16 protein-coding genes are annotated in these 20,347 nt (G+C 60.5%); all 16 read left to right on the top strand.

The genetic code is table 11. The features are described 5' to 3' along the window. Positions 1-2 precede the first annotated feature (2 nt). The 16 genes from NR195_RS07090 to NR195_RS07015 all read left to right on the top strand — a co-directional run bounded on the left by NR195_RS07090 (position 3) and on the right by NR195_RS07015 (position 20,343). Complete coding sequence (locus NR195_RS07090; RefSeq protein ID WP_031591248.1) at positions 3-671, top strand: haloacid dehalogenase type II; 669 nt, start codon at positions 3-5, stop codon at positions 669-671. A gap of 10 nt (positions 672-681) precedes the next feature. Further along, a complete protein-coding gene (locus NR195_RS07085) occupies positions 682-1,959 on the top strand; it encodes an FAD-binding oxidoreductase (protein WP_256844342.1) in 1,278 nt (425 codons plus the stop codon). Positions 1,960-2,041: 82 nt separating this feature from the next. Beyond that, positions 2,042-3,649 carry an ABC transporter substrate-binding protein gene (locus NR195_RS07080; RefSeq protein WP_010247876.1) on the top strand — a complete coding sequence of 536 codons (1,608 nt, stop codon included), beginning with the start codon at positions 2,042-2,044 and terminating at the stop codon, positions 3,647-3,649. A 27-nt stretch (positions 3,650-3,676) separates the two neighbouring features. Continuing rightward, a complete protein-coding gene (locus tag NR195_RS07075) occupies positions 3,677-4,633 on the top strand; it encodes an ABC transporter permease (protein ID WP_010247875.1) in 957 nt (318 codons plus the stop codon). Further along, positions 4,630-5,481: an ABC transporter permease gene (locus NR195_RS07070; RefSeq protein ID WP_010247873.1), complete on the top strand. Its 852-nt coding sequence runs from the start codon at positions 4,630-4,632 to the stop codon at positions 5,479-5,481. The genes NR195_RS07075 and NR195_RS07070 overlap by 4 nt, the downstream gene beginning before the upstream one ends. Next, positions 5,478-7,142, top strand: a complete 1,665-nt coding sequence (locus tag NR195_RS07065) for an ABC transporter ATP-binding protein (RefSeq protein ID WP_033788375.1) — start codon at positions 5,478-5,480, stop codon at positions 7,140-7,142. Before NR195_RS07070 ends, NR195_RS07065 begins: the two co-directional genes overlap by 4 nt. Before the next feature lie 135 nt (positions 7,143-7,277). After that, on the top strand, positions 7,278-8,609 hold the full coding sequence (locus NR195_RS07060; protein ID WP_022624962.1) for an FAD-binding oxidoreductase: 1,332 nt from the start codon (positions 7,278-7,280) through the stop codon (positions 8,607-8,609). 11 nt (positions 8,610-8,620) lie between these two features. Then, positions 8,621-9,463: a GNAT family N-acetyltransferase gene (locus tag NR195_RS07055; RefSeq protein ID WP_256844341.1), complete on the top strand. Its 843-nt coding sequence runs from the start codon at positions 8,621-8,623 to the stop codon at positions 9,461-9,463. Further along, on the top strand, positions 9,463-10,389 hold the full coding sequence (locus NR195_RS07050) for a glyoxylate/hydroxypyruvate reductase A (protein WP_256844340.1): 927 nt from the start codon (positions 9,463-9,465) through the stop codon (positions 10,387-10,389). The genes NR195_RS07055 and NR195_RS07050 overlap by 1 nt, the downstream gene beginning before the upstream one ends. A gap of 1 nt (position 10,390) precedes the next feature. After that, positions 10,391-11,524 (top strand): M20 aminoacylase family protein, encoded by a 1,134-nt coding sequence (locus NR195_RS07045; RefSeq protein ID WP_256844339.1) that lies wholly within the window; start codon positions 10,391-10,393, stop codon positions 11,522-11,524. A 113-nt stretch (positions 11,525-11,637) separates the two neighbouring features. Beyond that, positions 11,638-12,954: a 4-aminobutyrate--2-oxoglutarate transaminase gene (gene gabT, locus NR195_RS07040; protein ID WP_010670905.1), complete on the top strand. Its 1,317-nt coding sequence runs from the start codon at positions 11,638-11,640 to the stop codon at positions 12,952-12,954. Between the two features lie 290 nt (positions 12,955-13,244). After that, a complete protein-coding gene (locus tag NR195_RS07035) occupies positions 13,245-13,757 on the top strand; it encodes an Lrp/AsnC family transcriptional regulator (protein WP_010247853.1) in 513 nt (170 codons plus the stop codon). 271 nt (positions 13,758-14,028) lie between these two features. After that, positions 14,029-14,475: a GNAT family N-acetyltransferase gene (locus NR195_RS07030; RefSeq protein WP_060680517.1), complete on the top strand. Its 447-nt coding sequence runs from the start codon at positions 14,029-14,031 to the stop codon at positions 14,473-14,475. Positions 14,476-14,493: 18 nt separating this feature from the next. Further along, positions 14,494-16,539 (top strand): hydantoinase/oxoprolinase family protein, encoded by a 2,046-nt coding sequence (locus NR195_RS07025; protein ID WP_022624956.1) that lies wholly within the window; start codon positions 14,494-14,496, stop codon positions 16,537-16,539. A 1-nt stretch (position 16,540) separates the two neighbouring features. Beyond that, positions 16,541-18,499: a hydantoinase B/oxoprolinase family protein gene (locus NR195_RS07020; protein WP_163640110.1), complete on the top strand. Its 1,959-nt coding sequence runs from the start codon at positions 16,541-16,543 to the stop codon at positions 18,497-18,499. Between the two features lie 62 nt (positions 18,500-18,561). Then, on the top strand, positions 18,562-20,343 hold the full coding sequence (locus tag NR195_RS07015; RefSeq protein ID WP_033767679.1) for a thiamine pyrophosphate-requiring protein: 1,782 nt from the start codon (positions 18,562-18,564) through the stop codon (positions 20,341-20,343). Positions 20,344-20,347: the final 4 nt, after the last annotated feature.

Raw genomic sequence — 20,347 nt, 5'->3', positions numbered from 1 at the left:
ACATGGCACTGTTTAAACCGAAATTCATCACGTTTGACTGTTACGGCACGCTGATTCGCTTCGATATGGCGGGTGCCGCGCAGCGCTGTTTCAGCGACCGCGTCGACCCTGACGCAATGCTCGCCTTTACCACCGACTTTTCCAGCTACCGGCTGGATGAGGTGCTCGGCGCGTGGAAACCCTATTACGACGTGGTGAGTAATGCCCTGCAGCGCACCTGCAAAAAGTGGGGCGTCCGCTGGGACAAAGCCGACAGCGACTTTATCTACACCGACTGCGCCAGCTGGGGTCCGCATCCCGACGTGCCCGCCGGGCTGGCAAAGGTGGCTAAGGAGTTTCCGCTGGTGCTGCTGACCAACTCGATGAAAGACCTGATCCCGCATCACGAACCGCGTCTGGGCGCACCAATCTATATGGCTATCACGGCAGAAGAGACGGGAGCCTACAAACCACAGATGAAGGGCTTCGAGTACATGCTGGATAAGCTCGGCTGCGGCCCGGAGGAGATCCTGCACGTCTCCTCCAGCTTCCGCTATGACCTGATGACTGCCCACGATCTCGGCATCAAAAACAAAGTCTGGGTCAATCGCGGTCATGAACCGGCGAATCCGTATTACCAGTACACCGAAATCAATGATATCGGCGGCCTGCCTGGCGTCGTCGGACTCTGAGGAACACCCCATGAAACTGGAATCGTTCTGGCAGGCCACCGCTCCGGCCTTTACCGGTGCCGCATGCGAACCGCTGCCCGCACAGGCGGACGTGGTGGTGATTGGCGGTGGCTTCACCGGCATCTCGGCGGCCCTGAACCTGGCGCGCAGCGGCATCAGCGTGGTGCTGCTGGAGAGTGGCGACGTGATGAGTCAGGCCTCGGCGCGCAACGGCGGCCACTGCAACACCGGTGTGGCGCAGAACTTCGCCTCGCTGGTGGCGAGCCAGGGTCTGGAGCAGGCCAGCCGCTTCTACCGGGCGTTTGATGAGGCGGTGAGCTATGTCCAGCAACTGATCCAGGATGAAGCGATCGACTGCGACTTCCGGCTGTGCGGCAAACTCAAGCTCGCCAGCAAAGCGTCGCATGTGGCCGGGCTGCAGGAAGCGTATGAGCTGATGCGGCGCACCGTTGACCCGGAGATCGAACTGCTCGACAAAACCGCAGTGCGTGACGAGATCGCCAGCGATGACTTCCACGGCGGCCTGCTGCAGAAACGTGGCGGTCAGATGCACATGGGTAAGTTCGGCGTCGGGCTGGCTGAGGCCGCCGCCCGCAGCGGCGCGAAGATTTTTCCGCACCACGCCGTGACGAAGCTAGAACGCCTGAAGGGTTATCAGCATCGGGTAGAGACCGCGCAGGGCACCATTCTGGCAGATAAAGTGCTGATGGCGACCGGCTGCTCCAACGTCGGCCCTTTTCCCTGGTTTCAGCGCCGCATTGTGCCGGTCGGCAGCTTTATCGTGGTGACGGAGGCGCTCGACCCGGCGCTGCTGCGGCAGGTGCTGCCAAACGATCGCACCTACGTCACCTCACTGAATATCGGCAACTACTTCCGTACCTCGGCCGATCGCCGTTTGGTGTTTGGCGGGCGGGCGCGGTTTGCCGTCAGCAACCCGACGTCGGACTCGCGTAGCGGCGAGATCCTGCGCCGGGCGATGACGCAGATGCTGCCACAGCTCGGCCAGTCGCAGGTGGATTACTGCTGGGGCGGTATGGTCGACATGACCGCCGACCGTCTGCCGCACGCGGGTGAACAGGATGGCCTCTTCTATTCACTGGGCTACAGCGGTCACGGTACCCAGATGTCGGTGTGGATGGGACGCGTCATGGCCAGTCTGCTGGCTGAAAAGCGCACTGAAAATCCCTGGCAGCGCGACACATGGCCCGCGTTGCCCGGCTATCACGGCAAGCCATGGTTTTTACCGCTCGCAGGACTCTATTACAAAGCAAAGGATCGCCTTTCATAACGTCCCGTCGGGTGCTGACCGCCAGGTTATCAGCACCGCCAGAACATGATCCCCGGTTCGCCTGACTATTGAGGGTACAGAGATGAGTAAATTTGATAATAACGACGCTGATGCGGTAAATCCGGCACTGACGCGCATGATCACCGAAGGCTCACTTTCACGTCGCAGTCTGATGAAAATGCTCTCAGCCGGTGCGGTGATGAGCAGCGGCCTGATCACTTTTTCAGGGGCGGCACTGGCGGACGATAAGCCGGTCAGGGGCGGTAAACTGCGGGCAGCGATGTCGAATGCCTCGGCCACCGATACACTTGATCCGGCCAAAAGTAACAACAGTGCGGATTACACCCGCCAGTTCATGTTCTACAGCGGCCTGACCGAACTGGATAAAAACCTGATGGCGCAACCGGCGCTGGCCGAATCGCTGGAATCCAGCGACGGCATTACCTGGCATATCAAACTGCGTAAGGGAGTCACTTTCCATGATGGCAAACCGCTGACTGCCAAAGATGTCATTTACTCGCTCAGCCGTCACAAAGATCCGGCCATCGCCTCTATCGCCTTTAAGCTGGCCGATCAGTTCAAAACCTTCAGCGCGGTCAATGATAACGAGGTGCAGCTGGAGCTGAGCAGCGCTAACTTCGACGTCCCTTATATGCTGGCGACACCGCCGTTTCTGATCGTGCCGGACGGCACCAAAGATTTCAGCAAAGGCATCGGCACTGGTCCGTTTGTCTGCAAAGCCTTTATGCCGGGTGTGCGCACCATCGGCACCAAAAATCCCAACTACTACAAGCCTGGTCTGCCACATCTGGATGAGGTAGAGCTGATTGGCGTCACCGACGGCGCAGCGCGCGTTAATGCCCTGATGTCGGGCGATCTGCAGATGGTCTCCACGCTGACTGCTGCCGACTGCAAGCGCATCAAAGCCAGCAGCGAATTTGGCGTGCTGGAGAGTAAATCGGGCATGTACACCAACCTGATTATCCGCACCGATGTAAAGCCGGGTAACAACGAAGATTTCGTGCTGGCGATGAAATATCTGCAACCACGTGAAATGCTGGTGAAAACGGTGCTGCAGGGTTACGGCGACGTCAGTAATGACACCCCGGTGCCGCCGTGGCATCCGCTCTATAACGCCGATCTCAAACCGCGTGCGCTGGACATTGAAAAAGCGAAGTTCCACATCAAAAAAGCGGGCATGGCCGGCTCCACGGTGGAGATCATCACCACGCCGAATATCGAAGGGGCAAATGAAGGCGGTCAGATGATCCAGCAGATGGCGCGCGGGGCAGGGCTGAACATCAAAGTGCGACGTGTGCCGTATGACGGTTACTGGTCTTCGCACTGGATGAAAGATCCGGTGGGATATGGCTCGATAAACCCGCGTCCGACGCTCGACATGCTCTTCTCACAGTTTTATCTCTCTACCGCACCGAATAACGAATCGGGCTGGAAAAATCCTCAGTTTGATCAGCTGGTGGTCGCGGCACGCGGTGAGCGCGATCAGGCGAAACGCAAGCAGATGTATGGCGATATGCAGACGCTGATTTATGACCACTGCGGCACCCTTATCCCGACCTTTATCAGCTCCACGGATGGTTATAACAAAAAGGTCAAAGGGGTGGAGGCCTGGCCGTCGGGCATGATGATGGGCTATCGCTTCCATGAGTTTGCGTGGCTGAGCGCCTGATACGTTATTTGAGGAAGGAGTACGCCGATGAACCGATACATGCTGTTCCTGATTGCCCGGCGAATTGGCGCCGGCATCCTGACTTTGCTTATCGTCTCGGCGGTGGTGTTTTTCATCACCAGCCTGCTGCCGGGCGACGCAGCGCAGATGATCCTCGGCCAGAACGCCACGCCGGAAACGGTGGCGGCGTTACGGCAGCAGCTGGGTCTCGATCAGCCTTTGCTGATGCGCTACTTCCACTGGCTGACAGGCATGGTGCAGGGCGACTTTGGCACCTCGTTTGCCAGCCATTTGCCGGTCTCGCAACTGGTGGCGCAGCGCATTCCCGCCACCTTTGAACTGGCGGGTATCACCACGCTGATCTGCGTGCCGCTGGCGCTGATTATCGGCATTATTGCGGCGATGAATCGCGGTTCCCGACTCGATCGGGCGCTGGTCATCGGCACCATGGCGACGGTTGCCGTGCCGGAGTTTCTGGTGGCGACGGTGGCGGTGCTGATTTTTGCCGTCAAGCTGCACTGGGTCTCGGCGATGTCGTTCGGCAGCCCGGATAGCGACCTGCTGAGTTACCTCAAAGCCTATGCGCTGCCGGTGCTGACACTCTGCTGCGTGCTGGTGGCGCAGATGGCACGTATGACGCGGGCAGCCATTATCAACCAGCTCGACAGTCCTTATCTGGAGATGGCGCTGCTGAAAGGGGTTTCACCGCTGAGAGCGGTGCTGCGTCACGCACTGCCTAACGCGGTCGGCCCCATCGCCAATGCCATTTCACTCAGCCTCTCCTATCTGTTTGGCGGGGTGATCATCATCGAAACCATCTTCAGCTATCCCGGTCTCGCCAGCCAGCTGGTGGATGCGGTCAGTAACCGCGACCTGCCGGTGGTGCAGCTCTGCGTGATGCTGTTCGCCGCCTGCTATCTGGTCCTGCTGCTGGCGGCAGACATTCTGACTATCGCCTTTAACCCGAAATGGAGAAGCGCATGAATATTCTCTCGTTGCCCTGGCGTTTCTTACAGTCGCTCTCCTGGTCGGGACGGCTGGGTCTGATAATGTCGCTGTTCTGGCTGCTGATGGCAGTATTCGGCACCCCGCTGGCCCCGCACAGCATTGATGACATCGGCGGCGGCCCGCTGATGGGCGGCCTGACGTCTGATAACCTGCTGGGCACCGACTACCTTGGGCGCGACATGCTGAGCCGCATTCTCTACGGCGCGAAGTTCTCTATCGGTCTGGCGCTAAGTGCGGCGCTGCTGGCCAGCCTGATCGGCACGCTGCTGGCGCTGCTGGCAGCGGTGGCGGGGCGCTGGCTGGAGGAGGTACTGGGCCGCGTCAACGACGCGCTGCTGGTACTGCCGGGCAAAGTGCTGTCGCTGATGATAGTTGCGGTATTTGGCTCCTCACTGCCGATGCTGATCCTCACGGCGGTCTTCACCTACTGGCCGGGCGCATTTCGTATCGCGTTTGCCATGGCCAGCTCGCTGCGCAGCATGGATTACGTCCGGGCGTCACGGCTGCGGGGCGAAAGCCGCTGGTATATCGCCATTCACGATATCCTGCCCAACATGGTGCACCCGATGCTGACTGATTTTGGTCTGCGCTTTGTCTACATCGTGCTGCTGCTGAGCGGCCTGAGCTTCCTCGGTCTGGGTGTTCAGCCGCCATACGCCGACTGGGGCACGCTGGTGCGTGAAAATATGCAGGGGCTGTTTGACGGCTCGCCTGCGGTGCTGATGCCCGCGCTGGCGATTGCCAGCCTGACCATTGGCGCCAACCTGTTTATTGACAGCCTGCAGGCGATGCGTCCGATGACGCTGGCGAAGGAGGGAGCATGAACGTGACACCACATACCGCCATGCCGGTGATTTCGGTGGATAAACTGCGCGTCACTGCGCAGACCGATCGCGGCGAAGAGATCGACCTGGTTTCCGACATTCACTTTACCGTGCAGAAGGGCGAAGTGCTGGCGCTGATTGGCGAATCCGGCTCAGGTAAAACCACTATCGCGATGGCGCTGATGGGTTACGCCCGCAGCGGCTGCCGCATCGCCGACGGCAACATTCACGTTGCCGGCACCGACGTTAACAGCCTGACGCCGGGGCAGTTGCGCGCTTTCCGTGGCAACAAAGTCGCCTATATCGCCCAGAGCGCGGCAGCGTCGTTTAATCCGGGCATGAAGATCCTCGACCAGGTGATTGAGCCGGTGGTTATCCACGGCACCCTGACCCGCAAAGCGGCAAAAGCCAAAGCGATTGAGCTGTTCCGCGAACTGGCGCTGCCCAACCCCGAGACCATTGGTGACCGCTTCCCGCACCAGGTGTCGGGCGGTCAGTTGCAGCGTCTGATGACGGCGATGGCGCTGATTGGCGATCCTGACGTGGTAATCCTTGATGAACCTACTACCGCGCTGGATGTGACCACGCAGGTGGAAGTGCTGAAGGCGTTTCGCCGCGTGGTGGTGCAGCGCGGCGTCACGGCGATTTACGTCAGTCACGATTTAGCCGTGGTGGCGCAGATGGCAGACCGGATACTGGTGCTACTGCGCGGCAAAATGGCGGAGTATGGCAGCACCGCGCATCTGATCGGCGCACCGCAGGCGGAGTACACCCGCTTACTGATGGAGGCGGCGCGGCAGAAAGAGCGGCCCAGCAACTGGTGCCCGGTTGCCGCCGATATTCAGCCGCTGCTTGAGGTGCGCGACCTCAGCGCAGGTTATGGTCCGCGTGGCAGCGATGGCTACCCGAAAATACGCATTCTGGAAGATATCAATCTCAGGCTGTGGAAAGGGCAGGCGATTGGCATCATTGGTGAGTCAGGCTCAGGCAAAACCACCCTGGCGCACGCTATTGCCGGACTCAACGCTCCAAGCCACGGCCATATTCTGTTCAACGGCCACTACATCTCGGGCGATATGCAAAAACGGCCTGACAACGAGCTGCGCCGCATTCAATATGTATTCCAGATGGCAGACACCGCGCTGAACCCGGCCCACAGCGTTGAACGCATCCTGTCGCGTCCGTTGACGCTGTTTCACGGTCTGAGCGGTGCGGCCCGACAGCAGCGGCTTTATCAGCTGCTGGATCTGGTGCAGCTCCCGCGCAGCGTGCTGTGGCGGCGTCCCTGGGCGCTCTCCGGGGGGCAGAAGCAGCGCGTCAATCTGGCGCGCGCACTGGCGGCTGAGCCGGATCTGATTCTGTGTGATGAAGTGACCTCGGCGCTGGATACAGTGGTTGCCGCCGCCGTCCTCGACTTAATCAGCGAACTGCGGCGCGAACTGGGACTCTCGGTGATCTTCATCAGCCACGACATGCATGCGGTACGCGCGGTGTGTGATGAAATCGTGGTGATGAAGAGCGGTCGCATCGTCACCCAGCTGGCGCGCAGCGACTACGACAAGCCGACCAGCGAATTGTATTTCGAGCGGCTGAAACGCGCGGTGCCGGAGCTGCGTCAGGGCTGGCTGGATGAGCATGAAGAGATTTTAAAAGCAGAGTGAGTTGCCTGAAGCAACGGGCACCCTGATTAATCCGCCTGCACAGCACTGATGTAATGCGCGGGCGGCACGGGTCAAGGCACAGCGGTGATATCGCCCTGTGCCAGACCAGATACTGACAACAGAGGTAGTCTTGTTATGCCTGCACCGATTCGTTATGTACAGGACAGTGCGAATTTTCCCGATTCCGCCGATGTAGTGGTGATTGGCGCCGGTATCGCCGGAGCCGCCGCCACCTGGGAGCTGGCGAAGCAGGGACTGAAGGTCGTGCTAATCGAAAAAGGCCTGGTAGGGGCGGAGCAGTCGAGCCGTAACTGGGGCTGGTGTCGCCAGCAGAACCGTGATGAACGTGAATTGCCGCTGATTATTTATGCGCTGCAACGCTGGGGTGAGCTTAACGATGAAACCGGCGAAGAGCTGGGTTTCCGCCGCAGCGGGCTGGTTTACGCCACGCAGGAAGAGTCGGACATTGCGGCCTGGGATAAGTGGATCCAGATGGCAAAAGACTATGGCGTGCGCAGTTCGATCCTCACGGCGGAGCAGGCCAAAGCGATGACGCCCGGCAGCACCACAAACTGGCGGGGCGGTCTCTCAGCACCTACCGACGGTCACGCAGAGCCCCGTCTGGCTGCGCCCGGGCTGGTGGCGGGCGCGCTGAAAAAAGGGGCGCTGCTGTTTCAGCAGTGCGCGGTGCGCGGGCTGGATATCGCCGCCGGACGGGTCAGCGGCGTCTGGACCGAGCGCGGCCTGATCAAAACCAGCCGGGTGATCTGTGCCGCCGGGGCCTGGACCTCCATGTTCTGCCGTCGTCACGGTATCGATCTGCCGCTGGGCAACGTGATTGGCACCGCCTTCCGCACGCAGCCCATTGAGCAGGCGATTGCAATGCCACTCTACACACCTGGCTTTGCCTGTCGGCCACAGATGGACGGCAGCTACACCGTATCCGTCTCGGGTCGTGGTCGGCTGGAGCCGGGCGCGCAGGGGCTGCGCTATGCCCGCCAGTTCTACCCGACGTTTAAAAGCCGCCGCAAGAATCTCACCCTGAATCTTGGCCTTTCGCCGTTCTTCAATGGCCCTGAAGCGATGGGTGGCTGGGCATTTGACCGCGAGTCGCCGTTTGAGCGCATGCGCATTCTCGATCCGGCAGCCGATGCAACGATCGTGGAAGAGGGACTGGCGGCGATGCGGCGTGAATACCCGGCGCTGGCGAACCTGCGGTTGGCGCAGTCGTGGGGCGGCATGATTGACAGCACCCCGGACGCGATTCCGGTGATCTCCACCGTGGCGAAACTGCCGGGGCTGGTGCTCTCGGCGGGCTACAGCGCCCATGGCTTCGGTATCGGACCGGGTGCCGGACGACTGGCAGCCGATCTGGCGACCGAAGCCACGCCAGTCGTTGATCCCACCCCTTATCGCTACAGCCGTCTGGTTGACGGCAGCGGACTTGAAACGCCAGGCATGATGTAAGGAGACCTGCAATGAGCCTGAAAATACGCGCAATGACGCCGGACGATATCGACCCCTGTTTCACCTTAACGCAGGCACTGAAATGGCCCCATCGACGTGAAGACTGGCAGCTGGCGCTGCAGCTGGGCGAGGGCACGGTGATTGAAGAGCAGGGCAAGCTGATTGCGAGCGCGGTGCTCTGGCGCTGGGGCGAGCGCGCCGCCACGCTGGGGCTGGTGATCGTCGATAACCAGCAGCAGGGGCGTGGCCTGGGCAAACAGCTGATGCTGGCGCAGCTGGAAAAATTACCCGACTGTAACGTGCGTCTGCACGCCACCGAGATGGGCAAAGGTTTGTATGAAAAACTCGGGTTTGTCAGTTGCGGTGAGATTCGCCAGCACCAGACCCGCGCAGTGACCACCCTTCCAGACGTCGTGATCCCGGCGGGACTGCAGCTGCGTCCGGCAACACTGGCCGATCACGCCACACTGGTGACGCTGGATCAGCAGGCGCACGGCATGCATCGTCCGGCACTGTTCGACCACCTGCTGCGCGACTGCCAGACGGTGCTGTTGCAGGATGATTATCAGCAAATTCAGGGCTTCGCCAGCCTGCGTCGCTTTGGTCACGGCTGGGCGATTGGCCCGGTGATCGCGGCAGATTTTTCAGTCGCGCAAGCGCTGGTCGCCACGCTGATGCAGTCGCTGCAGGGGGAATTCCTGCGCATCGACACCGATGCCGCGCTGCCGATGGCCGCCTGGCTACAGAGCCTGGGCATCCCTCAGGTCGATGCGCCTGCGACTATGGTGCGCGGCACGCCCTGGACACCGCAGGGTATGCAGGCGTTTGGACTGATGACGCAGGCGATGGCCTGATGCATATCGTCTATAAATCGGAGCCGGAACGTGGCCGCATCTGGCAGCGCTGGCTGGCAGCGCATGCGCCTGACATTCAGCTGCATATCTGGCCTGAGACCGGCGATCCAGTGCAGGTTGAAGCGCTGGTCGCCTGGCAGCCACCAGCTGACATCACCGCGCTCTTCCCCCGGCTGAAACTGCTGTTCTCCGTGGGTGCCGGGGCCGATCAGTTTGACCTTGGCGCGCTGCCGCCCGACCTGCCGGTGATCAGGATGATCGAGCCAGGCCTGACCCAGGGTATGGTGGAGTATGTCACCTTCGCGGTACTCGGCCTGCATCGCGACATGCCGCGCTATTTTCATCAGCAACGCCAGCAGCAGTGGCTGGCACTCGCGGTATTACCTGCCGCGCAGCGTCGGGTAGGCGTCATGGGGCTGGGCGAACTGGGCCAGGCCGCACTGCAACAGCTGGTGGCGCTGGGCTTTGACTGCGCTGGCTGGAGCCGCACACCGCGCCAGATTCCCGGCGTCCGCTGCTGGCACGGTGACGATCAGCTCGGGGCGTTTCTGGCGCACAGCGAGATTCTGGTCTGCCTGCTGCCGCTGACTGACACCACACAGGGTTTGCTTAACCGAACCCTGTTTAATCAGCTACCACAGGGCGCGGCGCTGGTGCAGGCCGGGCGCGGCCCCCAGCTGAATCAGGACGATCTGCTGCAGGCGCTGGAGAGCGGGCAGCTCCGTGCCGCCGTGATCGATGTGACCGACCCGGAGCCGTTACCGCCGGGTCATCCCTTCTGGCACCATCCCGCCATCTGGCTCACACCCCACATCGCCAGCCAGACGCAGAATGAGAGCGCCATTGCGGCACTGCTGGAAAACCTGCGGCGTCATCAGCGTGGCGAGCCGCTGCACGGTGAGATTGACCGTTCGCGAGGATATTAAGATGGAACATCTGGTGGCACTGCGCCGCGACCTGCATGCGCACCCGGAACTGGGCTTTCAGGAGCAGCGCACCAGCGACGTCGTGGCGAACTTTCTGCAACAGCTGGGCATTGAGGTGCATCGCGGCATCGGTAAAACCGGCGTGGTCGGGATACTGAAAAAGGGCAGCAGTGAACGCATGATTGGCCTGCGGGCTGATATGGATGCGCTGCCGATGCAGGATCAGAGCGGCACCGACTGGCAAAGCCGCGCGGAGCAGGTGAGCCACGCCTGCGGCCACGACGGTCACACCGTGATGCTGCTGGGAGCGGCAGAAAAACTGGCGCGCGACGTCAGCTTTGATGGCAGCGTCTGCTTTATCTTCCAGCCCGCCGAAGAGGGGCTGGCGGGCGCAAAGGCGATGATTGACGATGGCCTGTTCAGCCGCTTTCCCTGCGAGGCGGTCTACGCCATTCACAACTGGCCGGAACTGCCGCTCGGCCAGGTACAGACCCGCCCTGGCGCGATCATGGCAGCGGCTGACCGTTTTGATATCCGGGTACTGGGCGGAGGCGGTCATGCCGCGCAGCCGCATCTGACGCGCGATACTCTGCTGGCGACCAGCGAGCTGGTGGTGCAGCTGAATACTCTGGTCTCACGCGCCCTGGATCCGTGCGAAACGGCGCTGCTCACCGTCACCCGGATGCAGGGCGGCTTTTCGCACAACATGATCCCGGCGGAGGCGAACATCACCGGCACGGTGCGCACTTTCAGCCCTGCAGCGCAGGCGACGATTGAAGCACGACTGCGTCAGATGGCGGAGCACATCACCGCCGCCCACGGTTTGCACGCAGAGGTCAGCTATCTGCGCTACTACCCGGCGACCCTGAACAGTAATGCTGAAGCGCAGTTTTGCCTGCAGGCGCTGACGCAGGCGGGCATTAAGGCTGAGGCCGCGCCCCAGCCCGCACTTACCTCAGAAGATTTTGCTTTTATGCTGCAGGCGCGGCCCGGTGCCTATCTGTGGCTGGGATCGGCACCCTGCAAGCCGCTGCATCATGCTGCATACGACTTCAACGATGCGCTGATCCCGCATGGCGTTAACGTTTTTGTCACGCTGATTCGTCAGGCGCTGGCAGAGAAATTTCCCTGCTGAATGCCGCAGGATTTTGACAGGAAATGCCGCTGTCTGAGGAATTACGGCAGCGTGACAAACCAGCGGGTTGCGATACTTGAGCCAACCGAACGTTACGTGGATGAGGGTTTAAAATGCAGAATGTCATGGCAGAGCAGCAAGCATACTCCGATAACAGCCTGTTACTGGATGCACGCGAGCAGAATGTGCCGCGCGGCGTAGTTACCGCCCATCCGCTGGTGATCGAACGCGCCAGAGGCAGTGAAGTGTGGGACGTGGAGGGCAATCGCTATCTCGACTTTGTCGGCGGCATCGGGGTGCTGAATGTCGGCCACAATCACCCGGCGGTGGTCAATGCGGTGACCCGCCAGCTCGGCCTGGTGTCTCACGCCTGTTTTCAGGTGGTGGCCTATCCGGGCTACATCGAGCTGGCGCAGCGGCTGAACAAACTGGTGGGCGGCGATGAGGCGTACAAAAGCGTCTTCTTTACCAGCGGCGCCGAAGCGGTGGAAAATGCGGTGAAGATTGCCCGCTCACACACCCAGCGCTCTGGCATTATCGCTTTTGATGGTGCGTTTCATGGCCGCACCCTGCTGGGTATCACTCTGACCGGCATGTCCGCGCCTTACAAACAGAATTTTGGCCCGTTCCCCGGCGATATTTACCGTCTGCCCTTCCCGAACCCGCTGCACGGTATTACTGAAGCGGACTGCCTGAAAGCGCTGGATCAGCTGTTTGCGGTGCAGATCCTGCCGGAGCGGGTCGCGGCGATTATCATTGAGCCGGTTCAGGGTGACGGCGGCTTCCTGCCCGCTGGCCCGGCATTTATGCAGGCGCTGCGTCGCATCACCAGCCAGCACGGTATTCTGCTGATTTGTGATGAAATCCAGTCCGGCTTCGGGCGTACCGGCACGATGTTCGCCTTCCAGCAACTGGGTATTAAACCCGATTTAGTCACGCTGGCGAAAAGCCTGGGCGGCGGTCTGCCGATTTCCGGCGTGGTGGGGCGTGCAGAGATCATGGATGCACCGACGCCTGGCGGGTTAGGCGGTACTTATGGCGGCAACGCACTGGCCTGTGCGGCGGCGCTGGCGGTACTGGATCTGTTTGAGCAGGAAAACCTGTTGCAGCGCTCCTGCCAGCTTGGTGAGCAACTCAATGCACGACTGCGGCAACTGGCGGATAAATATGCCTGCATCGGTGACGTCCGCGGCGTGGGCTTTATGCAGGCGGTGGAGATCCTCGATTTCGAAACCGGTCGCCCGGATGCGGCCTTAACCCAGAAGATCCTCGACAGCGCCTGCCAGGAAGGATTGCTGCTGATCAAATGCGGCCTGCATCGCAACACCATCCGTTTCCTGGCGCCGCTGGTCACTACCGACTCACAGCTGGAAGAGGCGCTGCATATCTTCGATATTGCGCTGGCGCGCGCCACAGGCCGGTTGGGGTAAAGTGCCATTCCTCATTGATATTGTTAAAGTAATTTGAAAATCTCCCGCTGGTATAACCACTGCGAAGCGCTGGCGCGTTTACGGTAAAGCGTGATATACCTTCGGGAGGTTCTGCACATTTAATTAAGCGTCTATCCCATCAGGCTATTTCATTTGTCAGTCTGAACCTGGTCAGTGCTTACAATCCTCACGTACGCCATGTACGCGCCGGTTGTTCCGCGCTGTCCGTCTCCAGACTGCCTGCAACAATGACGCCTGGCGGGACAGGCTCTGACAATGAGGGGGGTGCTATGAACGGCTTAATGAAACTCGACCGCATCGACATCAACATCCTGGTGCAACTCCAGAAAGATGGCCGTATCAGCAACGTTAACCTCGCCGACGCCGTAGGCCTTTCGCCCAGTCCCTGTCTGCAACGGGTCAAACGTCTGGAACAGGCCGGTTTTATCACCGGTTATGAAGCGCACATTAATCTCACCCGCATTACCGATTCGGTGACGGTCTTTACCGAAGTCACCCTGTCAGGCCATCGCCGCGAAGACTTTATGAAATTTGAAAGTGCGATGCGCGACGTCGATGAGCTGATGGAGTGCCATCTGATTACCGGCGGCTATGACTATTTGCTGCGCTTTATTACCCGCAGCATTGAACATTACCAGGAAGTGATTGAGAAGATGCTCGACGCTCAGATCGGCATCGATAAGTACTTCAGCTATATCGTGATCAAATCCCCGATCATGAAAAGCAGCGTGCCGTTGCGATCGCTGATCGGCAAGCACAATTCGGTGGAGTTCGGCGTGTAGCGGGCGGCCAGGCGTCGCCCTCGCCATGTTTACCGGTGGAGAGAGGGCCGTCACCTGCCTTGTTTCTGCTTACTCTTTCCTGATTCACCCCAGCCGCACTTTTTTTCGCCCATCCGCTTCACTTCTCCCGTTAATGTGCCAGATGACCCCTCAGCATAAAATTTCTTCATGACGCAAAATTCAGTCGCAACAGCCGGTTCTGTAGCGCGCTACAGCCTCAACCGTTGGGCGAACCCTTTTACACTGTTTTCAACCGATACAAGGAGTTGTCATGGACTCATTGCAGATTGCTGACCAGCAGTGGCAGCGCGAGGCGTTCACTGTCTCCACCAGCCGCCAGCGGCTCGACCTGGCGTGGATCCACATCCAGCTGGCGGAGAAATCCTACTGGGCAAAAGGCCAGCCGCTGGCCAAAACCGTGCGGGCGATTGCCGGTTCGCTGCCGTTTGGCCTCTATCACCAGCAGAGCCAGATTGGCTTTGCCCGACTGATTACTGACTACACCCGGTTTGGCTGGCTGTGTGACGTAATGATTGATGAAAACTGGCGCGGTCACGGGCTGGGCAGCTGGCTGGCAACCTGCGTCCGTGAACACCCGGAGCTGCAAACGGTGCATCGCTGGATGCTCTCAACCCAGGATGCCCATCAGGTCTATCAGCGGCTCGGCTGGCGTGTGGTGCAGCATCCCGAGGCGCTGATGGAATTTCCCCCTTCCTGACACTGGAGTTACCCCGATATGCGATACCGCGTTGGCGTGGATATTGGCGGATCCTTTACCGATTTCGCCGTGCTCGATCAGCAAACGAACCAGATTCACACCCTGAAAGTCCTGTCACGACCGGATCAGCCAGGCAGCGAAATCGTTACCGGGCTGGCGCAGTTTCAGCAGCATCAGGGTATTGACCCCGCTGAGATTGGCTACTTCACCCACGGCACCACGGTAGGCATTAATGCGGTGATCCAGCGGCGCGGCGTGCGGCTGGCGCTGTTCGCCACGGAGGGCTTCTGCGATGTCCTGGAGCTGGCCCGGCTTAAAATCCCGCATATTCACGATCTTTTCTCCCGGCGTCCTGCTCCGCTAATCACCCGCGATCGGGTGTTTGCCATCCGTGAACGCAGTGACGCGCACGGCAACGTGCTGCACGCGCCTGATCGCCAGAGCGTGCTCGACGCAATCGCTCAGGCACGCGCGGCAGGCTGTCAGGGCATTGTGGTGTCGCTGCTGCACAGCTATCGCAACCGGCACAATGAAGCGGCGGTGAAGGCGATTATCGACGAGGTGGCACCCGAGCTGCTGACCTCCTGTTCCGCTGACATCTGGCCGATCATCCGTGAATATGAACGCACCATTACCGCCACCATTAATGCCTACGTGCAGCCGATGGTGATCCACTACCTGGAATCCTTTGAGCAGGCGCTGCAACGGCTCGGCGTCAGGCCGCCGCCGCGCATCACCAAATCCAACGGCGGGGTGATGGGCGTCGATCAGGCGAAACGCGAATGCGTGCAGATGGTGCTCTCCGGCACCGCATCCGGGGTGATTGGTGCCAGCTATCTCGCCAGCGCCTGTGGTTTTGACAAAATCCTCAGCCTGGATATCGGTGGCACCAGCGCCGACGTGGCGGTGATCATCGACGGCAAAGTGGCACAGGGCAACGGCGAAATCATCGGGGATTTCCCGATCTTTATTCCTTCTGTCGCCGTCACTTCGGTGGGTCAGGGCGGCGGCTCGCTGGCGTGGATCGATGGTCAGGGCGTGCTGCAGATGGGCCCGGACAGTGCCGGATCGCTGCCTGGCCCGGTCTGCTTCCAGCGCGGCGGCACGCAACCCACTGCCACCGATGCGTTCGCCGCCTGCGGCATGATGGGCCATGGCGCGCTGGGTTATAACGCCGTCACTGTTGATGTGGACGCCGCCTGTGCGGCCTGGCAGCCGCTGGCGGATGCGCTTGGCGTCACGGTGCAGGAAACGGCAGAAACCGCCATCCAGCTGGCGATCTCCAGCATGTACAGCGACACCAGCGGGCTGCTGTCGCGCTTTGGTCTCGATCCGCGTGAATTCTGGTTCCTCGCCTTTGGCGGAGCGGGTCCGATGATGGGCTGCTTTCTGGCCCGCGAACTGAATATGAAAGGGGTGATTGTGCCGCCGACGCCGGGCGTGCTGTCCGCGCTGGGCGGGCTGGTGGCGGACATTCGTAACGACTTTATCCGCACGCTCTACGGCGATCTGACACCCGCCCTGGCCGACACCCTGGCCAGTGAAGCCGAAGCATTACAGCAGCGCGCCTGTGGCTGGCTGGCCCAGGAGCACGGCAGCGATATGCCTTACAGCCTGCAGTTCAGCGCGGATATGCGCTATCGCGGTCAGTCGTTTGAGATCGACGTACCGCTGGAGGCGAACTGGCTGGCGCAGGCGGATTTCACTGCGCTGCATGACGCCTTTGATCGCCAGCACCAGCAGCTGTTTGGTCACTGTGACCCGCAGGCGCCGGTGCAGTTGATCAACCTGCGGCTGGTGATTGCATCACCGACGCCGAAACCGGTGATTAACCCACTGGCTCCGGCCACGGAACCGGTGCCGGTACTGAAACAGACCAGGGCGTGGATCGACGGCGGCTGGCATCAGGTTGATTTAGTGCTGCGTTCAGTGCTGCGTGCCGGACATCAGCTCAGTGGCCCGGTCATCATCGCCCAGGATGACTGCACCACCTGCGTGCCGCCCGGCATGGGCGTCACGGTCGATTCATTCGGTAATCTGCTGATCACGGCGAACGAGGCATAACATGGCGATTGATGGACGTAACTTACAGATCCTGGCGAACTACTGCGCCGCCGCTGCCGATGCGATGGCCTTTACCCTGATGCGCACGGCGCACTCCACCTTTGTGAAAGAGACGGAAGATTTCTCCTGTCAGATTGTCAGCCGCAGCGGCCTGGCGTTTGCCTCGCCGCGCAGCTTCGGCGCGCCCTGGTACAGCGGCATCGACTATGCGCCGGTGCTGGCACTGATTGAAGAGTACGCTGACGGCGACATCTGCATTACCAACGACGCTTACGCCGGCAACGTGGCGACCCACTCGCCCGATATCCATATCTGGAAACCGGTGTTCCACCACGGTGAAATTGTCTGCTTCGTGGTGGGCCACATTCATAACACCGACGTCGGCGGCGCGGTGCCTGCCTCGCTGTCGCGCTCGCTGACCGATATCGTGCAGGAGGGGATTCGCATCCCGCCGCTGAAGATCATGCGGCAGGGTCAGCTCAACGAAGAGGTCGCCAGCATCATGCGGCTCAATGTGCGGGTGCCGGATCAGAACTGGGGCGATTTCAAAGCCCAGCTGGCGTCGGTGAACGTCGGCGAGCGTAAAATCCACGACATTATTGCCCGCTTTGGCATCGCCGATTTTTTGCAGGGCATTGAGGGCATTCTCGATTACGCCGAAGCGCAGGCGCGCAGCATTATCAAAACCATTCCCGACGGGGAATACTTCTATGCCGACTACGCCGATGAAGATGGCGAGGGCGGTTATCCCTGCCGTATCGCCATTACTCTGCGGGTGCAGGGCGATCAGCTGGAGCTGGACTACACCGGCAGCGATCCGCAGCTGGCCTCGTCGCTGAATATGCCGACTGGCGGACGTGAGCGGCATCCGCTGGCGCTGGTGGGTGTTACCTATGTGCTCTCTACGCTGGACCGTTCACTGCTGCTTAACGCCGGTACGCTGCGACCCACTAGGGCAATCCTGCCGCCTGGCACGGTCATGAACTGTGAAGCGCCCGCAGCGGTAGGGATGCGCTCCCTGACCTGTGCACTGTCGCAGATTGCCACTATCGGCGTCTTCTCGCTGGCGATGCCGGAGCGTTTGCCCGCGAATTCACCGGGCGGCAACTCAATCATGAACATCCGTACCCAGACGCAGAATCGCAGCGTGGTCGCCTCGCTGGGTCCGGTGGGCGGCGGCGCGGGTGGCACGCCGCGTCACGACGGGCCTGACGGCTCCGGCGGTCTTTCAGCCTTTCTGAAAAACACCCCGATTGAGATCAACGAAGCAGAAGTGCCGATCCGCTTTCATCGCTACGGACTGGCTCAGGACAGCGCCGGAGCCGGTCGCTATCGCGGCGGTTTAGCCACCGAAATGGCATTTGAGATTTTCTCGCCCAATACCACCATTACCGCGCGCAACCGTAACCGATCGGTGTTTGCCTCGGCGGGCGCCGTCGGCGGCCAGAGTGGGGCGCTCTCTTACTTCCGTACCCGGCGCGACGGTGAGGTCATCAATCACGGCAACACTGATGTGATCCAATGCCTGCCGGGTGATGTGGTTGAAGTGCGCGGACCCGGCGCGGGCGGTTATGGCCTGCCGGCACAGCGCGATGCCGATGCGGTGATGCAGGATGTGCGCTGCGGTTATCTCAGCGTCGCGGCAGCCAGGACGCAGTATGGCGTGGTGGTGGTTGATCACCACGTGGATCGGGCAGCAACGGAGCACCTGCACACCATGATGCCGCAGCAGGCTGCGCACCATTTTGAGCACGGCGAAGCACGGAGTCGCTTCGAAACGCTCTGGACGCCACAGCGTTATCAGTTACTGACCGCCTTTCTGGCAAGCGCGCCGGTGAGCTGGCGTCACTTCCTGAAAACCCAGGTATTCCGGGCGGTGGCAGAGATAGGCGAAACGGCGGATATGGCACAAATATTCAGTGATTTGCGTCAGCGATACCCGGCAATGGCGAACAATTAACGGCGATTGCCCATCGTCTACTACGCTTTAAGTCTGCATGGACTACAAGGGGAAACGCGACGATGAGCATGAAAACCAGTGATTTTTTTGTCCAGCGCCTGAAAGAGTGGGGCGTCACACGCATCTATGGCTATCCGGGAGATGGTATCAATGGGGTGCTGGGCGCCATTCAGCGTGCTAACGCCAAAGGCGACGGCATAGAATTTATTCAGGTACGCCACGAAGAGATGGCGGCCTTTATGGCGGCCGGACACGCCAAATTCACCGGTGAGCTGGGCGTCTGCCTCTCTACCGGCGGGCCCGGCGCGACCCATCTGCTGACGGGACTCTATGACGCCAAAATGGATCATGCCCCGGTGCTGGCGATTGCCGGACAGGCGGAAGCGACCGCGCGCGGCTCCAGTTATCAGCAGGAGATGAACCTGGATCGCATTTTCTCGGACGTTGCCAACTTCGTTCAGGAAGCCTCGACTTCGACCCAGGTGCGCCATCTGCTCGACCGGGGCGTGCGCATCGCCAAAGCGCAAAACGGCGTGGCGGTGATCATCATCCCTAAAGATATTCAGGATGAAGAGTGGCAGCCGCCGCAGCATCTGCACGGTTTTACCCATTCTGGCAGCGGCTATCAGCGTCCTAAAGTGATCCCTTATGAAGCGGATCTGCAACGCGCCGCTGAGGTGCTTAACGCCGGCAAAAAAGTGGCGATTCTGATTGGCGCAGGCGCACGTAACGCCGCCGTCGAGGTGGTACAGGTCGCCAATGTGCTGGGTGCGGGCGTGGCAAAAGCGCTGCTGGGCAAAGATGTGCTGCCGGACGATGCGCCGTTTGTGACCGGTTCGATTGGCCTGCTGGGCACGAAGCCCTCATCCGATTTAATGCAGAACTGCGATACCCTGCTGATGATCGGCAGCGGCTTCCCGTGGACGGAGTTCCTGCCGGAAGAGGGCAAGGCGCGTGCGGTGCAGATCGACATCGATCCCGCCATGCTCGGCCTGCGCTATCCCAGCGAAGTGAATCTGCATGGCGATGCGGCTGAAACCCTGCGCGCCCTGCTGCCGCTGCTGGAGCATAAAGAGGATCGCAGCTGGCAGGAAGATATCGCGCTTCAGGTGCGCGACTGGTGGACGCTGATGGAAGAGCGCGCCATGGCACCCGCTAATCCGGTCAACCCGCAGCGGGTGGTGTGGGAGATGTCGCCACAACTGCCGGATAACGCCATTGTCACCTCGGACTCCGGTTCCTGTGCCAACTGGTTCGCCCGCGACTATCGGGTTAAGCAGGGTCAACGCGCCTCGCTCTCCGGCGGCCTGGCCTGTATGGGCGCGGCGGTGCCTTATGCGATTGCCGCAAAATTTGCCCATCCCGATAAACCGGTGGTGGCGCTGGTGGGTGACGGCGCCATGCAGATGAACAATATGGCGGAGCTGATCACCATCCAGAAATACTGGCAGCAGTGGGCCGATCCGCGCCTGATCGTCTGCGTGTTCAACAACCAGGATCTCAATCAGGTTACCTGGGAGCAGCGGGTCATGGAGGGCAATCCCCGCTTTGACGCCTCGCAGCAACTGCCGGACGTGAAGTATGCCGAGTTTGCGCAGTCGCTGGGGATGGTCGGTATTTTTGTCGATAATCCTGACGATCTGGCGGCGGCCTGGCAGCGTGCGCTCAGCGCCGATCGCCCGGTATTGCTGGAGGTGAAAACCGATCCGGAAGTTGCCCCGTTACCGCCGCACATCACCTTTAAACAGGCGAAAGCCTTTATGGCGTCAATGGTGAAAGGCGATCGCGGTGCGGCACAGATCATCAGCGACACCGCCAGCCAGCTGTTCAATAAAAAGCATTAAGGGC

Origin of the sequence: Pantoea sp. Ft-CA_14 (assembly GCF_024520875.1) — a bacterium.
Taxonomy (GTDB): domain Bacteria; phylum Pseudomonadota; class Gammaproteobacteria; order Enterobacterales; family Enterobacteriaceae; genus Pantoea; species Pantoea agglomerans.
This window is presented reverse-complemented; position numbering and strand designations above follow the sequence as displayed.

Bases quoted from the DNA above. Each gene is read 5' to 3' on its own strand.
- NR195_RS07035 (WP_010247853.1), top strand. From the start codon at position 13,245: ATGAACGGCTTAATGAAACTCGACCGCATCGACATCAACATCCTGGTG.
- NR195_RS07070 (WP_010247873.1), top strand. From the start codon at position 4,630: ATGAATATTCTCTCGTTGCCCTGGCGTTTCTTACAGTCGCTCTCCTGG.
- NR195_RS07015 (WP_033767679.1), top strand. From the start codon at position 18,562: ATGAGCATGAAAACCAGTGATTTTTTTGTCCAGCGCCTGAAAGAGTGG.
- gabT (WP_010670905.1), top strand. From the start codon at position 11,638: ATGCAGAATGTCATGGCAGAGCAGCAAGCATACTCCGATAACAGCCTG.
- NR195_RS07080 (WP_010247876.1), top strand. From the start codon at position 2,042: ATGAGTAAATTTGATAATAACGACGCTGATGCGGTAAATCCGGCACTG.
- NR195_RS07055 (WP_256844341.1), top strand. From the start codon at position 8,621: ATGAGCCTGAAAATACGCGCAATGACGCCGGACGATATCGACCCCTGT.
- NR195_RS07060 (WP_022624962.1), top strand. From the start codon at position 7,278: ATGCCTGCACCGATTCGTTATGTACAGGACAGTGCGAATTTTCCCGAT.
- NR195_RS07030 (WP_060680517.1), top strand. From the start codon at position 14,029: ATGGACTCATTGCAGATTGCTGACCAGCAGTGGCAGCGCGAGGCGTTC.
- NR195_RS07090 (WP_031591248.1), top strand. From the start codon at position 3: ATGGCACTGTTTAAACCGAAATTCATCACGTTTGACTGTTACGGCACG.
- NR195_RS07020 (WP_163640110.1), top strand. From the start codon at position 16,541: ATGGCGATTGATGGACGTAACTTACAGATCCTGGCGAACTACTGCGCC.
- NR195_RS07065 (WP_033788375.1), top strand. From the start codon at position 5,478: ATGAACGTGACACCACATACCGCCATGCCGGTGATTTCGGTGGATAAA.
- NR195_RS07085 (WP_256844342.1), top strand. From the start codon at position 682: ATGAAACTGGAATCGTTCTGGCAGGCCACCGCTCCGGCCTTTACCGGT.
- NR195_RS07045 (WP_256844339.1), top strand. From the start codon at position 10,391: ATGGAACATCTGGTGGCACTGCGCCGCGACCTGCATGCGCACCCGGAA.
- NR195_RS07025 (WP_022624956.1), top strand. From the start codon at position 14,494: ATGCGATACCGCGTTGGCGTGGATATTGGCGGATCCTTTACCGATTTC.
- NR195_RS07050 (WP_256844340.1), top strand. From the start codon at position 9,463: ATGCATATCGTCTATAAATCGGAGCCGGAACGTGGCCGCATCTGGCAG.
- NR195_RS07075 (WP_010247875.1), top strand. From the start codon at position 3,677: ATGAACCGATACATGCTGTTCCTGATTGCCCGGCGAATTGGCGCCGGC.